General features: G+C 58.7%; 15 protein-coding genes. 5 read left to right on the forward strand and 10 right to left on the reverse strand.

Annotation, left to right across the window (positions count from 1 at the left end):
• Window positions 1-52: 52 nt before the first annotated feature.
• Genes CPPEL_RS09835 through CPPEL_RS09845 form a run of 3 tightly spaced genes read left to right on the forward strand, consistent with a single transcriptional unit; the run spans window position 53 to window position 3,139 of the window.
• Window positions 53-1,012: a 1,4-dihydroxy-2-naphthoyl-CoA synthase gene (locus CPPEL_RS09835; RefSeq protein ID WP_123960963.1), complete on the forward strand. Its 960-nt coding sequence runs from the start codon at window positions 53-55 to the stop codon at window positions 1,010-1,012.
• A gap of 22 nt (window positions 1,013-1,034) precedes the next feature.
• A complete protein-coding gene (gene menE, locus CPPEL_RS09840; protein ID WP_123961307.1) occupies window positions 1,035-2,201 on the forward strand; it encodes an o-succinylbenzoate--CoA ligase in 1,167 nt (388 codons plus the stop codon).
• Between the two features lie 47 nt (window positions 2,202-2,248).
• Window positions 2,249-3,139: a 1,4-dihydroxy-2-naphthoate polyprenyltransferase gene (locus CPPEL_RS09845; protein ID WP_123960964.1), complete on the forward strand. Its 891-nt coding sequence runs from the start codon at window positions 2,249-2,251 to the stop codon at window positions 3,137-3,139.
• Here CPPEL_RS09845 and CPPEL_RS09850 read toward each other — a convergent pair.
• Window positions 3,136-3,447 (reverse strand): DUF4229 domain-containing protein, encoded by a 312-nt coding sequence (locus tag CPPEL_RS09850; protein ID WP_123960965.1) that lies wholly within the window; start codon window positions 3,445-3,447, stop codon window positions 3,136-3,138. The two genes, CPPEL_RS09845 and CPPEL_RS09850, sit on opposite strands and share 4 nt — an antisense overlap.
• A 97-nt stretch (window positions 3,448-3,544) precedes the next feature.
• Here CPPEL_RS09850 and CPPEL_RS09855 point away from each other — a divergent pair, with 97 nt between their 5' ends.
• Entirely contained in the window at window positions 3,545-3,793 is a 249-nt protein-coding gene (locus CPPEL_RS09855; RefSeq protein WP_123960966.1) for a hypothetical protein, read from the forward strand.
• Between the two features lie 39 nt (window positions 3,794-3,832).
• The gene (locus tag CPPEL_RS09860; protein ID WP_123960967.1) at window positions 3,833-4,099 is read left to right on the forward strand and encodes an ArsR/SmtB family transcription factor; all 267 of its coding nucleotides are present in this window, start codon (window positions 3,833-3,835) and stop codon (window positions 4,097-4,099) included.
• Here CPPEL_RS09860 and ccsB read toward each other — a convergent pair.
• The 9 genes from ccsB to CPPEL_RS09905 form a co-directional block, all read right to left on the reverse strand.
• Window positions 4,096-4,980: a c-type cytochrome biogenesis protein CcsB gene (ccsB, locus tag CPPEL_RS09865; protein WP_123960968.1), complete on the reverse strand. Its 885-nt coding sequence runs from the start codon at window positions 4,978-4,980 to the stop codon at window positions 4,096-4,098. The two genes, CPPEL_RS09860 and ccsB, sit on opposite strands and share 4 nt — an antisense overlap.
• A 104-nt stretch (window positions 4,981-5,084) precedes the next feature.
• A complete protein-coding gene (locus CPPEL_RS09870) occupies window positions 5,085-6,632 on the reverse strand; it encodes a cytochrome c biogenesis protein ResB (protein ID WP_164470435.1) in 1,548 nt (515 codons plus the stop codon).
• Window positions 6,633-6,733: 101 nt separating this feature from the next.
• Window positions 6,734-7,516: a cytochrome c biogenesis CcdA family protein gene (locus tag CPPEL_RS09875; protein ID WP_123960969.1), complete on the reverse strand. Its 783-nt coding sequence runs from the start codon at window positions 7,514-7,516 to the stop codon at window positions 6,734-6,736.
• 26 nt (window positions 7,517-7,542) lie between these two features.
• Complete coding sequence (locus CPPEL_RS09880) at window positions 7,543-8,127, reverse strand: TlpA family protein disulfide reductase (RefSeq protein ID WP_123961309.1); 585 nt, start codon at window positions 8,125-8,127, stop codon at window positions 7,543-7,545.
• A 15-nt stretch (window positions 8,128-8,142) separates the two neighbouring features.
• Entirely contained in the window at window positions 8,143-8,751 is a 609-nt protein-coding gene (locus CPPEL_RS09885) for a histidine phosphatase family protein (RefSeq protein WP_123960970.1), read from the reverse strand.
• The gene (hemL, locus tag CPPEL_RS09890; RefSeq protein WP_425453791.1) at window positions 8,752-10,065 is read right to left on the reverse strand and encodes a glutamate-1-semialdehyde 2,1-aminomutase; all 1,314 of its coding nucleotides are present in this window, start codon (window positions 10,063-10,065) and stop codon (window positions 8,752-8,754) included.
• Window positions 10,066-10,187: 122 nt separating this feature from the next.
• Complete coding sequence (locus CPPEL_RS09895) at window positions 10,188-11,579, reverse strand: protoporphyrinogen oxidase (RefSeq protein WP_123960972.1); 1,392 nt, start codon at window positions 11,577-11,579, stop codon at window positions 10,188-10,190.
• 59 nt (window positions 11,580-11,638) lie between these two features.
• Window positions 11,639-12,718 carry a uroporphyrinogen decarboxylase gene (gene hemE / locus CPPEL_RS09900; protein WP_123960973.1) on the reverse strand — a complete coding sequence of 360 codons (1,080 nt, stop codon included), beginning with the start codon at window positions 12,716-12,718 and terminating at the stop codon, window positions 11,639-11,641.
• 5 nt (window positions 12,719-12,723) lie between these two features.
• Entirely contained in the window at window positions 12,724-15,375 is a 2,652-nt protein-coding gene (locus CPPEL_RS09905) for a heavy metal translocating P-type ATPase (protein ID WP_123960974.1), read from the reverse strand.
• Window positions 15,376-15,390: the final 15 nt, after the last annotated feature.

The following is a 15,390-nucleotide window of genomic DNA, read 5'->3' on the forward strand; positions in this document are numbered from 1 at the left end:
GCGGCAATGCCTTGCGCCATCGCCAGGATTGAAGCGACTACATTTGCTAGGTATGAGCGAAGCCACCCAAAACTCCAAGCAATACTCCACGGATAATCCCTTTGATCCCACGCAGTGGAAACTGGTGGAAGGTTTTGAGGATTTCAGCGACATCACCTACCACCGCCATGTGGGTGAGGGGCGCGAGAACGGCATTGTGCGCATCGCTTTTGATCGCCCCGAGGTGCGCAACGCCTTTCGCCCTCACACGGTAGATGAGCTCTACCGGGCGCTTGATCATGCTCGCCGCACCCCCGATGTGGGCGCGGTGCTCCTCACCGGCAATGGCCCGAGCGAAAAAGATGGTGGCTGGGCCTTTTGTTCCGGTGGCGACCAGCGCATTCGTGGCCGCTCGGGTTATCGCTACGCCGAGGGCGAAACAGCCGATACCGTCGATACGGCCCGCGAGCAGGCCGAGGGTGGGCGCCTGCACATTCTCGAGGTGCAGCGTTTGATTCGCACCATGCCCAAGGTGGTCATCGCTGTGGTCAATGGTTGGGCTGCAGGTGGCGGGCACTCGCTGCATGTGGTGTGCGACATGACCATCGCTTCACGCCAAGAGGCACGTTTTAAGCAAACGGACGCCGATGTTGGTTCCTTCGACGCCGGCTATGGTTCGGCCTACTTGGCCAAGATGGTGGGGCAGAAATTTGCCCGCGAGATCTTCTTCCTTGGCCGCACCTATGATGCAGAGACGATGCAGCGCATGGGTGCGGTGAATATCGTTGCCGATCACGGCGAGCTGGAGCAGGAGGCCATTCAGGCTGCCCGCGAGATTTGCGGCAAGTCCCCCACGGCCCAGCGCATGCTGAAGTTTGCCTTCAACCTCACCGATGATGGGCTGATGGGCCAGCAGGTATTCGCCGGTGAGGCCACCCGCCTTGCCTATATGACGGATGAGGCCGTGGAAGGCCGCGATAGTTTCTTAGAAAAGCGCGACCCCGATTGGTCCGCATTCCCCTACTACTACTAGTTTGCGAGCCCCTGCCACCGCGATGCATACCCTGGAAACATTCCCTATCCACCGTCTGCTGTTCCCTGAATCGGGATTGGGCTTTGCCCAGGCACATGCCACAGAGGAAGTGCTTGGGGCTTTAGAGTCTGCCATTGCAGGCCAGCGCACCCTCTTGCCGGTTTCTGAAGAAAACGAGGCGGTGTTGCGTGCTTCGCAGCGCGCCGGGCACGATATCGATCCTTCCGTTGCCTTGGTGGTGGCCACCTCGGGTTCTACGGGAACTCCCAAGGGGGCGATGCTCAGCCCCGCCAATGTGATCAGTTCTGCCGATGCCACCCACCAGTATCTCGGCGGTGAGGGGCAGTGGCTGTTGGCGATGCCCCCGAATCATATTGCTGGCCTGCAGGTGTTGATCCGTTCGATGGTTGCAGGCTTTACCCCGGCGGTGCTCAATGTGGCTCAGGGCTTCCAGGTGCATGCCTTTGCCGAGGCCGCGGGCAATTTGGAGGGCAGGCGCTATACCTCGCTTACTCCCCTGCAGTTGCTCAAGGCCATGGATAGTTTGGAGGGCATCGATGCGCTTCGTAGCTTTGATGCCATTCTTGTTGGTGGCGCGCCTTTGCTTGTCGACGACCAACGTGCCGCATCGGAACTGGGCATCACGTTGATTAGCACCTACGGTTCTTCTGAAACCTCCGGTGGCTGTGTGTATAACGGCAAGCCTATTCCTGGGGCGAAGGTGCGCTTGCGCGGCGAGCGCATTATCCTCGGCGGGCCGATGGTGGCTAGAGGGTATAGGAATATGCCAGACCATGAGGCCTTTGCTGAGCCTGGTTGGTTTGCCAGCAGTGATACTGGTGTGGTGGAAGATGGTGTCTTGCGCATTACTGGGCGCATGGACACGATCATTGATTCTGGGGGGTTAAAGATTCACCCGGAAGTCCTTGAGCATCGCCTGGCCAATGTGCCCGGCGTGCGGGCGGTGTGCGTGGTGGGCATTCCTGATCGGCGTCTTGGTCAGGCCATCGTCTGTGCTTTTGAGGGCGATGCCAGCCCAGAGGATCTGATTGAGGCTCTTGATGATCTCCCCCGCTGGCAGCTTCCCAAACGAATGCTCAAGCTGGATGCTTTGCCGCTTATTGGGGTAGGCAAGGTGGATCGGCAGGCCATCGCGGCTTTGTTTAACAGCGACAAGACCAGGCAATAGCTACCCGTTCTGCCGCGTAGGCGGGCGTGCGTGGAACAATATCGCCTATGAGTTCTTCTAAGCCACACACCGCCACCCCCGCCGATTGGCTCGAGGGGGCGCGGCCTCATACCTGGGCAAATGCCTTCGCACCAGTGCTAGCAGGTTCCGGCGCTGCGGCGTATGCCGGCCAGTTCCACCTTGGTCGCGCATTGCTGGCCGCCATCGTGGCGTGGGCGCTGATCGTGGGCGTGAATTATGCCAATGACTACTCCGATGGCATTCGTGGCACCGATGATGATCGCTCTGGTCCTCTGCGCCTGACAGGCTCTGGCATTGCCAAGCCCGAGCACGTGAAGTTCGCCGCCTTCGGCGCTTTTGGCCTGGCAGGCATCGCCGGCATCTGGCTTTCTTTGCTTTCTGCCCCTTGGTTGATCCTGCTGGGCATCCTCTGCGTTGCAGGCGCGTGGTTTTATACCGGCGGCAAGAACCCTTATGGCTATCGGGGTTTTGGAGAGATCGCCGTGTTTGTGTTCTTTGGGCTGGTAGCTGTGCTCGGCACCGAATACACCCAATCCGGGGCTATTTCCTGGGTGGGTCTTGGCTTGGCGGTAGCCGTTGGGGCGATGTCGAGTGCCGTGAACCTCACCAATAACTTGCGCGATATCCCCACCGACCGAGAGGCCGGGAAGATCACCCTAGCGGTCAAGCTTGGCGACGCCGCGACCAGGAAACTCTACCTGGGGTTAATGGCAACCCCCTTTGTAATCTCGCTGCTTCTGGCTGCCACCGCGCCTTGGGCCGCAGCAGGTGTGCTTGCCTTGCCTTTTGCCCTGGCTGCTGCTCAGCCGATTCGATCGCAGCAACAGGGCAAGGCACTTATCCCGGTGCTTGGGCTCAGTGGCAGGGCGATGCTGGTGTGGTCGATTGCCACGAGCGTGGCCTTGGCGCTGATTTAGCGCTTGGAAAGTTCTTCGCGCAGCCAAGCCTTGTGCGCTTTGCGCTGTGCGTCCCATCCGGCCACGGCTTGGGTGGCTCGCAGCCTCATGCCTTTGAATACGAACATGGAAAGTGGCATGGCAACGATGAGTGCGAGTGTGGCCGAGATGAGCAGCGGCACGGGCGCGCCGATGGCTACGGCTAGAAGCTGGATTAGGGCGGTAAGGCCAATAAATAGCGCGAGCCTTGCGAGGCCGTAGACGATTACCGCACGGCGCGCCTCGCGCTTGAGCTGCGGATCAGGGGCTTGGGGTGCTTGCTCATTCACAACCTCGTAGCCTACTCAACCCTGCTGGCGCAAAGGTAGTCTGGTACGAAAACTGAGTGGCGGTTGTGGATCAAGACTTGAAGTTAGGAGCGAACTCTTGGGACGTCTCATTTTGATCATTTTGCTCATTGCCGCGATCTGGATTGCGTGGCGGGCATTTGGGCCTTCCTCTTGGAAGAAGAACACTGTGGAGCCTGAGGCCATTAAAGGCCCTGATGATGATCCTGAGTTCTTGTGGAAGCTGGAAAAGGAACGCTTTAAGCAGCAGCGTGAGCAGGAGCGATTAGAAAAGGAGCGCCGGCAGCGCGGCGAGGGCGAAGATAAACAAAAGAATGATGAAGGATAATCATTTACTTAGCCTAGCCTTGCCTCTATAGTTGGAGGCATGACGCTCGACCGCGCATCGCAAATTTTCAAGGCGCTTGGCGACCCTACGCGCCTACAACTTCTTCAGCTCGTGGCCGAGCAAGAATCAATCTGTGGAGTAGACCTCGCAGAGCATTTGGCCATCACCGCACCCACGGTGACGCACCACATGCAAAAACTCGCCGAGGTCAACCTGGTGCAACGCCACCGCCAAGGCAAGTGGACGAGGTATCAGGTCAATCCCGGCGAGTATCAGCGCATTGCAGCGCTGATTGACCAGCTCTAGTTCAGCCCCGCATAAGAGTGCAGGCCCGAGGTAACCAGGTTAATAAAGAAGAGGTTGAAGGTCATCGCAGCTAGGGCCAGGATATTAATCCAGGCCGCCTTGGTGTTTTGCCAACCCGAGGTTGCACGGGCGTGAAGATACGCCGCATACAAAAACCAGGTGATGAACGAGAACGTCTCTTTAGGATCCCAGTTCCAGGGACGTCCCCAGGCGCTTTCTGCCCAAATGGCACCCAAGATAATGCCCAGGCCAAACACGGGCACGGTAATAATCGCCGTGCGATACGCCACCAGATCTAGGCGCTTTGCGCTGGGCAAGGGTCGGGCGAGTTTGCCAAAGAAGCCCTTTTCTTTGCCCTCGGGCTGCCAGCGACGCAGCAGATATGCCAGCGAGGCAATACCTGAGATCAAACCGATGGATGCACCAGAAGAGACGATGGAGACGTGGATGGGCAGCCACACCGATTGCAGGGCAGGCACCACCGGGGCTGCATCCGCATAGAGGTTCTTGCCACCGAGGAACAGCAGCGAGAGCACCGGCACGAGCACCCAAGGCCACAGGGGCTTAAACTCTCTGCGCTGCATGAACACCGCCGCTGCCACCATGGCAAACAGGGTGATCATGGCGATGTATTCATAGAGGTTGCCAAAGGGGAAGCGGTGGGTGGCAAAGCCACGGGTCACCACAGAGACGATGTGCACCAAAATGCCCAACCACACCAGTGTTTGGGTCATGCCAATGAACTTGGTGGCACCTTCTGGTTTTTCGCCAGCGGCCTTCACGTAGAAGATCACCGAGAGCACTAGCGCCAAGAGGTAGATCACGAACGCTGTACCAAACGCCATGTCTGACAGCGAAGCGAGACTCGAATTGATTGGCATGTCACCTCATCCTTCGGGATTGCATCTCAGTATCGAACACACTACTCGTGCTCGACTAAAAGTTGAAATATGGCCTAGCCCCAGCCAAACGCCAAGGCCGGTGGCTAATCATCATCTTCGGGTTCCGGCAATCCCAGAAGGTGCCGGTGGATCTTCTGATATTCCTCACCCCAACCTGCACGGTCGGTGCGAGAAAGCCCGGCCGTTTCAATGCGGGTGGTGTGCTCGCCCTCTGGGTACAGGCGCACCCAGATCCTGCGGCGCTTGATCATGAGAGAACCAACCAAGGCGGTCAAGGAGATCAAGGAGAAGGCCAGCATCCACACTTGGGTGGGGTTGTAGCTGACTTGGTAGTTCGCAAACTCTTTTGCCCCGTCGAAGGTGATCTTCGTGCCGTCGTCAAGCGTGATGGATTCACCCACGCCAAGGTTCACGCGCTCAAGCTTTTGCAAGGCACCAGAATGCACCAGTGATTGATCAAGCGAGAAGATGCTCTGGCCACGGCCAGTATCGAGGCCGTTATCGCCGCGATACACATCGATGGCCACGGCCGGATCAGTCATGGCCGGATAGGAGGAGGTGAGCAGATTCTTGTTCTCGCCTTCCCACTGCGCGGTTGGGGCAAACAGCCCCTCGATGGCGATTTGGTGCTGGCGTCGCTCATAGAGATCCGGGTACATCCCCGCCGGCGGATCAAAGCGCATCACGCCGGAAGAAAGGAAGAAGGTGGGATCCTGCGGCTGCCACTGCACCGTCTGACTGCGCTTTTCACCATTAGGCCACTCGATCGTAAACGTCGGGGCAAAACCGTGGCCTTGCAAATACACGCGATCGCCTGCCACACGCAGCGGGTGATTCACCTTCAGCTCATAGTCTTTCCACGTCGAAGGATCGCTGAAGATATCTTCACCGGTGGCATAGGAGACATTTGAGCTAAACATCTCGGCTTGGCCATTGGGCAGGTAATCGGCCGAGAAATCATGCGCCTCGAAGCAAAATGGGTGCAGCCCAGTGCCGTCGAATAGCGGACCTGCGCGGAACGAGTCGTAATTCGCAGTGGCGGTGTTGCAGAACTGGGTGTTCTGATTCTTCTCCCTATCAGCAACAATGATCACCTGGCCCTCGTAGTGGTAGAGGTGGCCAATGGCCACCGTGACCAACAGGCCAACCAGGCCAAGGTGGAACACGAGGTTGAAAAACTCGCGCAAATAGCCGCGCTCCGCGGCAAAAGAACGCGCACCGGCGCGGTCTTGTTCCGGGGTGTATTCGGCTAAATGCCAGCCCTTAAAGGTTGAGCGCACATCCGCTTCCACGGCCTGCATCGGCTTGTCCACGGTGCCCTCGCCGTGCCAGGGCATCCTGGATAAGTTCTTCGGCGCGCGCACCGGTGGGGTGCGCATCGCTTTATAGTGCTCGATGGAGCGAGGGATGATGCAGCCGATCAAAGAGATAAACAGCAGCAAGAAGATGGCGTTAAACCATGTGGAACGGAAGACGTCGAAAAGCTGGAGGCGATCGTAGATCTCTGCGATCTTGCCGTTGTTTTCGATGTACTCCTGTACTTTTTGCTCGTTGAGCTGCCGCTGCGGGAGCAAAGCACCGGGGATGGCTGCGATGGCGACAAGGAAGAGCAACGCCAAGGCGGTGCGCATCGAAGTCAGCCAGCGCCAGGCGCGTTTCAGCCACAAAGAAATCGTCCGCACAATGGACCTTTCACTTTTTCTTCTGCCCGCGAAGATCGCGGACATTGCAACTACACCAGCGTAGTACCGAACGGCTCCATCCACTGCCTGATCCAGGTGATGAACTCACCCCACAGGCCGGTGACCAGGCAAAGGCCAACAAGAATCAACGCGATACCACCGATGGTTTGGATGGTGCGCGAATGCTTGCGCAAAAAACCAACGCCTTGCATCGCGCGGGCAGAACCCAGCGCCACCACAATAAAGGGCAGCCCTAAACCAAGGCAGTAGGCAATGATTAACAACACGCCACGCAGCGCGGTCATGCCTTCGGTACCAACAGAAATCGAAACGATGGAGGCCAAGGTGGGACCCAAGCACGGTGTCCAACCAAGGGCGAAGACTCCGCCGAGTAAGGGCGCTCCCAGCCAGGTGCTCCAGCGTTTGGGCGCGAAGCGGTGTTCTTCTTGGAGCATCGGCACCCAACCTAGAAACACCACGCCCATCACAATCGTGACCACACCACCGACGCGCATGAGCACATCAGCATTCAAAGTTAGCGCACTCATGGCACCGAATACCGTGGCGGTGGCCAGCACAAAAATCACCGTGAAGCCTGCGACAAACAGCAGCGCTGCACCGGCGACTTTCCAGCGGCCACGGCGTGCGACCTGGGGGCCTTCTTTGCCAAATTCCATTTCGGCACCCACCACGCCGGCGAGATAGGACATGTAGCCGGGAACCAGTGGGATCACGCAAGGGCTGGCAAAAGACACAAGACCTGCAAACGCCGCCGCCAGCATGCCTAGAAGCAGCGGGCCGGAGGCAGCGAGATCTGCAAAATAATTTCCCATAGTGTTTTGTGGATTCCCCGCGCCGATTACTCGGCGTTGATCTTATCGATCACGGGCTTGAGATCATCGGCGGTAATTTCACGAAGGAACACCGCCGCCGGGCGGTGCTGCTTATCCAGGACAATCGTGGTGGGAACCACCGAGGCCGGAACACCACCTAAAGCAGCAGCCGTTTTAAAGGGCGGATCGTACACGCTTGGATAGGTGAGGCCATTATCGCGGAGGAAATCGCGGGAGATCTCCGGGTTAAAGTCGCGAACATTGATACCCAAGACGGTGCCATCGTGCTGCTTGGCGTATTCGTGAACCTCCTGGAGATCATCCGATTCGCTGCGACACGGCGCGCACCACTGCCCCCAGGCATTGAGCACCACGATCTTGCCGTCGAAATCTGAAAGCTTGATCGTCTTATCCGGATCCATCACCGATGGGCCTTCAATATCGCTGACAGGAGAGCGCTCCGAAGGCTCATAAAAAATCTCCTGCTGGCCACCGGGTGAGTGGAATTGGAAGGTACCACCAGAGGCCACGGCATCTTGGCCTGCGGTACCGCCACAGGCTGCCAACACCAGGCTCATGCCAAGGCTTGTAGCAAGCAGCAACTTCTTCATCGCAGTATGTGCCACTTATAGCCCCCTGGCCGGTTCGCTGTAGCGGTAATCGCACAAGCCTTGATCATCAAAGACCAACGACGTCACACTGGCCAGGTTGCACTGGCGCATCGCCGGGTTGTGCGCCAAGCGCTTGCCCTGCATGTGGCGCTGAATGCACACGATGGGAAGCTGATGGCTGACCATAATCGCCTCATAGCCTTCCGCCTCTTCTACCGCACGCTCAATGGCTTGAACCATGCGTTGCACAATCTCGGTATAAGGCTCACCCCAGCTTGGGGTCAGCGGATTGCGCATCAAAGGCCAGCGCACCGGATTCCACAATTGAGAGCGCACACCCTTGACGTGCAGGCCTTCAAATTGATTCCCGGCCTCTAAAAGACGATCCTCTGTTTCAATCTCAAGGCCCAGGCCGCGGCTAAAGGGTGCAGCAGTTTCTTGAGCACGCTCCAGTGGCGAGGCATAGAGTTTGACTACCTCGTGGCCTTCAAAGGCATCGGCGGTGCGCTGCGCTTGGCGGCGGCCACGCTCTGAAAGGTGGTAATCGGGGATGCGCCCATAAAGAATGCGCTCGGGGTTATCGACCTCGCCGTGGCGCACGAGGTGCACGATGGTATGTGGCACTTAGTGCTCCTTCTTCGCTGCGGCAGCAGCCTTCGCGGCTGGCTTCAGGGCGGCCTCGATGCGCTCGAAATCCTCATCCGTCAACGCTGCGGAGGTAAACCAAGTTTCAAACACACTCGGCGGGGCGTAGACGCCATGATCAAGCAGCGTGTGGAAGAAGGCCGGGAAGCGGAAGGTATCCGCATCCTTCATCTCTGCGAAGTTATTGCCCTGGCCTTCGGCAAAGCGGATGCTGAACATCGTGGCGGCGCGCTGCATGTGGTGGGCAACGCCTTCAGCCGAAAGCGCATCGGAGATCATGCCGGCGAGGCGATCAGCGTTGGCGCGCACCGTGTCGTACACATCCTCAGTGGCAAGCTCAAGGGAGGTCTTGCCAGCAGCCATGGCTACTGGGTTACCCGAAAGCGTTCCTGCCTGGTAGACGGGCCCTTCGGGGGCGAGGTAGCGCATGATCTCGGCGCGACCACCAAAGGCCGCAGCGGGCAGACCGCCGGATACGACCTTGCCAAAGGTGGTGAGATCGCCTGCGACACCATCCACGCCGAACCAACCGGAGTAGGAGGTGCGGAAGCCAGTCATTACCTCATCGAGGATCAGCAGCGCACCATTGGCGTGCGCGATTTCCTTGAGCTTGGCATTGAACTCGTTTTGAGGCGCCACCGTGCCCATATTGCCGGCGGCTGCCTCGGTGATGATGCAGGCGATTTCGCCGTCGTTTTCAGCAAAGGCCTGCTCAACAGCGGCAATGTCGTTATAGGGCACCACGATGGTATCGGCAGCCGATGCACCGGTCACACCAGGCGAATCCGGCAGGGCGAAGGTCGCCACACCAGAACCTGCCGATGCCAGCAGCGCATCCACGTGACCGTGGTAGCAGCCCTCAAACTTGATGATCTTGGCACGGCCAGTAAACCCGCGAGCCAAACGCACGGCGGACATGGTGGCCTCAGTACCGGAATTGACCATGCGGACTTCTTCCACAGAGGTGCGATCCACGATCAGCTTGGCCAGCTCGATCTCGGATTCCGTGGGCGCGCCGAAGGAGAGCCCCTTCGCTGCCGCCTGCTGCACAGCTTCCACAATCGCCGGGTGAGCATTGCCAAGGAGCATCGGCCCCCAGGAATTCACCAGGTCAACGTATTCATTACCGTCGACGTCGAAAAGCCTCGAGCCCTTCGCCGAAGCAATAAAGCGAGTCTGCCCACCCACGGAACCAAAAGCGCGCACCGGCGAATTTACGCCACCGGGGGTAAGCACCTTCGCCTGCTCCATGAGTTGCGCGGAACGACGGGTGTTTTCGGAAGTAAGCGTCATGTCGCCCATTCTAAGCAGACGGGGGCAAACCGGGGTCAATCACGCCTTGCTTTTCGACGCCACGATGCGCGAATTGCGGCGTCTACACCATTGTCTTCCGCCACCCAAGCCATGCCCAAAGGTCACTCCAAGACCCGTGCAGCAGCATCCTTGGCCGCAACGATCACGTCCGGCACACCCACGCCCTGATCCCAGGCACCGGTGGCTTCAATGCCCGGCACCTTGCTCAAGGCCTCACGCGCAGCAGCAACCGCGTCAAGATGGTCCACGTTGTAGACGGGCAAGCCTCCGAACCAGCGCTGCACAAAAATCTCCGAGAGCCCAGCGGCACGGCCATCAAAGCCGGTGATGCGCTGCAAATCGTCGAGCGCCAAATCCACCAGCTCGTCTTCTTCCATACGCGTGATGGCATCATCCCCGTAGCGTCCGAAGGATGCACGCACCAGCGCACCGCCGCGTTCGCCCAAGTGTGGCCACTTCTTGGATGAGAAGGTAAAGGCTTTTGCGCGAACGTCCTTGGCATCGGTGGCTACCAAAATGCCCGAATTATCGGGCAGGCCTTCGTCACTATCGAACTTCATACCAACCACCACTGAGCTTGCCAGCGGAATGCGCTTGAGCTGCTCAGCAGCAACCTGGGCATCCTCGCCGAGCCCCTTCAGCAGCACCGCAGCGGTAGGCGCTGGCACAGCCAACAGCACACGATCAAACACACCATCTGCGCCCTTGAGCTTGAAGCCTTCCTTTGTGCGGGTGATCTGTGAGATAAACGCATCAATGTGAATATCAGCACCCGACTGCTCAGCCAGCGCCTCATAGGCCTGGGCATAACCGCCCCGGAATGCACCAAAAACCTTGGGCTTATAGCCGCGGGCTACCGGGCGTGATTCCATGATGCGCTTAATCGCTCCGCTTAAGGTCACCGCTTGGCCTTCGGCGAGCATGGCGTCGAAAGTATTGGCAACCTGCGGCATCGTGGCGCGCAGGCCGAGGTCATCGGAGGTAGAGGAATACACACCACCTTGGAGCGCAGAAACGACGTGCTCTACTACATCGTCGCCGTAGCGCTCGCGCACCAGCGCACCGACGGACACTTCCTTGTCCAGCGCCCATTCAATCGGCTCCGCATCACCTTCGGCATCGATGCGAGCGCGCGACTGCTCACTTACCAGGCCTTCAAGGCCTTCGGAGCTGCCTGGAATGCCCATCACCGTGGCCATTGGCATCGCTTGTAGCTTGCCGTCCACGTACAACAGCGAGGGCAAACCGGAGGGATCGACGATCTGATCTCCTAAGCCGAGCTCCTCAAAAAACTCGGTGGCATCCTTACGAAACGCCAGGTACGCCTCCGCACCCATGTCGGTGGGGCCGGAATCGAAGGGCACGGTGAACAGCTTGCCGCCAATGCGGTCAGTGGCCTCAAACACCTCCACCTTGGCTTCGGGCTGCTGCTTGTGAATGGAATAGGCAGACACCAGACCTGCTAGGCCTGCACCAATGATGGCGATGCGCATTATTTGCGGATCCTTCCCTTGAATTGCGGCAATAAGGCGACGCTGGGGCGTCGAAAAGCTTAAAACTCGTGAATGATCTCCACGGCGCGGGTAATGGCTTCCGGGTCGGTGCTCGGAAGCACACCGTGGCCGAGGTTGAAAATGTGCCCGGTGGCATCACCAGCGGCGATGGCGCGATCGGCCTCCTCGCAGATGCGTTGCACCTCGGCGCGGATCACGGACTCGCCAGCGAAAAGGATGGCTGGATCGAGGTTGCCCTGCAGCACCTTCGCTCCGCTGCGGGCGGCAATGCGCTTGGCGGCAACGTCCATGGGCACGCGCCAATCCACGCCCATAACCTCGGACCCGGCCTCGCTCATGCTGGCGAGCAGCTCACCGGTGGTGACACCGAAGTGGATGCGTGGGGTGCCTTCCATCTCCGCGAGGATCTGCTTGGAATAGGGCAACACGAACTCGCGATAATCGCGGTCGCTTAAGAATCCGGCCCAGGAATCGAAAAGCTGCATGGCCTGCACGCCTGCTTCTACCTGCACTTTTAAAAATCCCACGATGGTTGGTACCAGGCGCTCCATGAGCTTGTGCCAGGTGGCAGGCTCTGCGTGCATCATGGCCTTGGTTTTCTCGTGATTCTTGCTCGGCCCGCCCTCAACAAGGTAGCTGGCCAGCGTAAATGGCGCGCCGGCAAAACCGATAAGCGTTTGCTGCTCGTTGAGTTCCTCGCGGATAATCCCAATGCCTTGAGCAACTTCGGGCACGTCCTGATCCAGGATGGGTAGCTTGTCCACGTCCCCCGCGCTCTCGATCGCTTGGCCCATCACGGGGCCTCGGCCTGGCACGATCTCTACGTCGACGCCCGCGGCCTTGAGTGGAACCACAATGTCGGAGAACAAGATGGCGGCGTCCACATCATGCCGACGCACCGGCTGGAGGGTGATCTCTGCCAGCAACTCTGGCATGAAGCAGCTATCGAGCATGCTGATGCCTTCGCGCACCTTGCGGTATTCGGGTAAGGAGCGGCCAGCCTGACGCATAAACCATACTGGTCGGCGCGTGGGCGTGCGTCCGGCAGCAGCAGCGAGGATCGGCGCTTCGGGTGCTTCTGTGTTGGGCGCTTGAGGGTTGGGCGCAGTATTAGGCATGCGCCCTATGCTACCTGGGATCCCTCAATCCTTTGGTTGTCTGCTTCTGCTTTGTTGCTCACGGGCGCAAAGCTGCCCACTCGGTTGGAACGCACCTCGATATACAGGGTGGATACCAGCATCAACACCGTCGCAATCATTGGGTGCAAAACACCGGCAATGGCGGCCAACATTGCTAAGAAGTTATAGCCCCACGCAAAGGCGATATTGGAGTGCACAACCCTATTGATCTTGCGGGCAAATTGGAAGAGTTGCGGAATGGGTTTGACGTTGCCTTCAAGCATGACCACATCGGCTTCACTGTGCTCGATGGCCGAGGCGGTTTGTACGTGGCTCATGGCCCCGATCTGAATACCCACATTGGCTACCCGGAAGCAGCGGCGCACAGAATCGTCGCCCACCATGGCGATGCGTGCACCGTGCGTGCGCACAGAGCGCACGGTCTGTGCTTTATTCGCCGGCTGGATGCCTGCTAGCACATGGGAAACGCCCACCGTATCGCCATAGCGCCGTGCCACTGGATAGGTATCGCGGCTGAGCATCATGGTCTCAAGCCCCATTTGTTCCAGTGCATCAACGGCATCGATGGCATCGTCTTTGGCGTCATCGTGCAAGGTGATCACGCCTCGATCCTTGCCCTTCCAGCGCACCACCAAGGGGGTGCCGCCAGAGACCGCTGCTTGTGCAAGCCTGCCGTCCAGCTCGGAAAGATTCTTCGGACGCCACAAAATGGCTTCTACTTGGCGCAGTTCTTCTTCCCCATCGGAATTTTGAATGGGCAGTTCCACCATGCCGTGGAAGTTTCCGTCCTCATCGAGCTCATAGTGCGAGACCTCGATCCAGTTGGGGATGGTGCTGGTGTGCTGTGCGTCTCGAGCCTCGCGGGCAGCGCGCACCAGGGCGCGTGATACGGGGTGATCACTTTCCAGCGCCAGGGCGCCGGCAACGCGAAGCACCAGATCTAGGTTCTCACCGCGATCAGCCGTCACCGTTTCAACGTGCATCTCACCGCTTGAAAGCGCTCCCACGCGATTAAAAATCACCGTGTCTACCTCGTCGAGCGCGCGCAGGGTATTACCAGAACGAATCAAGATACCCCGGCGCGCGGCTCCTTCAATGCCTTGGCGCATCGCCAGCGATGCCGAAACAGCCAAGGCCACCGGGGCTACGCCACCGAGCACGGCCAAAGCACTAGCAAACGCCTGGGTGAGGTTGCCGGTAATCAACGCCCAAAGCGCAAAATCCGCGGCGGCGATCATAAATGACACCGGCACCAGCGTTGAGGCGGTGCGGGTGGCCAAATCATCGGCCATATTTTGGTTGACGTTGGTATCTGCCACCCAACGATAAATTTCTGCCAACCAGGTGCGGTGACCGGTGTGCGAGACGCGGATTTTTAGGCGCGAATCACCATTGATGCTGCCTGCATAGACCTTGTCGTTGACAGAGACCTCGCGTGGCTCGATGCCGAGCGCTTCAGTATTGATCGTGGAAGAACCACCGATGACGACGCCGTCTACAGGCACAAGATCACCAGGGCCTACCAAGATATCGTCGCCAACATTGAGTTTTTGTACAGCGACGCTGGTTTCAACCGGCTTTGGGTTTTTGCGGTGCCGGGTAACCAAGGTGACCTTGGTGTTGTGGTCTGTGCGCAGACGGTCTAAATCATCCAGCAAATTATTGCGGGTGTGGCGAATCAAGAGCCTGCCTGCCAGCAAAATACAGGTCATGCCGCAGGAGACGTCGAAAAAGAGCATGCCGGTTCTGGCTTGATCCGGGCTTAAGGATGCCCACGTTGGGTCTGCCCGGTAGCCAATATCACCGACTCGGCTAAACAACATCGCGGCCAAAGACCAGAACCAACCGAGCAGGATGGCCACTGAGCTTGCCGAATCCAAAGCCGACATGCCCCGGCGCGCACCGCCGATGGTGGCGCGGTGAAAAGGCCACGCGCCATAAAACACCACCGGTGCTGATAGCGCAGCAAGGACCCACTGCCAATAATCAAATTGCATCCACGGGTAATAGCTGACGATGAGCACCGGAATGGAGAAGGCCAGGGATACCCAGAAGCGCTTCTTTGTAATCAGCTCACGAGCAGTAAAGAGCACCTGCGTGGAGGCTTGGCGGCGGCGGTGATCGGATTGGCGCTCTAAAAAGCCTTGCCTGCGGGCGAGCTCAAATTGGCGTTCTTCTTGTTCTACTTGTTCTTTGGATGCACGACGACGATGCCGGCGCACGGAGCGTCGAAAACGGCCGTCTTCTACATCTGACCAGGCAACGCGCCTGCGCAGTGAAGAATCCGTGAGTTGGGCATCGACGCCAAAGCGCGCGAAGACGTCCACGATGCTTTGAGGATCAAAGGTGCTCGAAGCACTCACCCAGGCGGTTGAAGATGGGTAGACGATGCGCGCATCCACACCGTTGAGCTGGCTTAAGGCCTCTTCGATTTCTCCGACGATGGTGGCGCTGGACAGGCCGCTGAGTTCGAAGGCGAATGAGGTTTTACCCGCATGAACAAGGGCTTGGGCGTTTTCTTCTGGATCGACTCCAGCGCGAGTATCAACACCGGCGAGCGCCGCGGCCTCTTTGGCTTGGCTAATGACCCGCCCCAGTTGCTCATCTGGGTCGGTGAGATGTGGTTCCTGGCTCATGTGAACTCCGCGGGA

It is taken from the genome of Corynebacterium pseudopelargi (assembly GCF_003814005.1).
GTDB classification, from domain to species: domain Bacteria; phylum Actinomycetota; class Actinomycetes; order Mycobacteriales; family Mycobacteriaceae; genus Corynebacterium; species Corynebacterium pseudopelargi.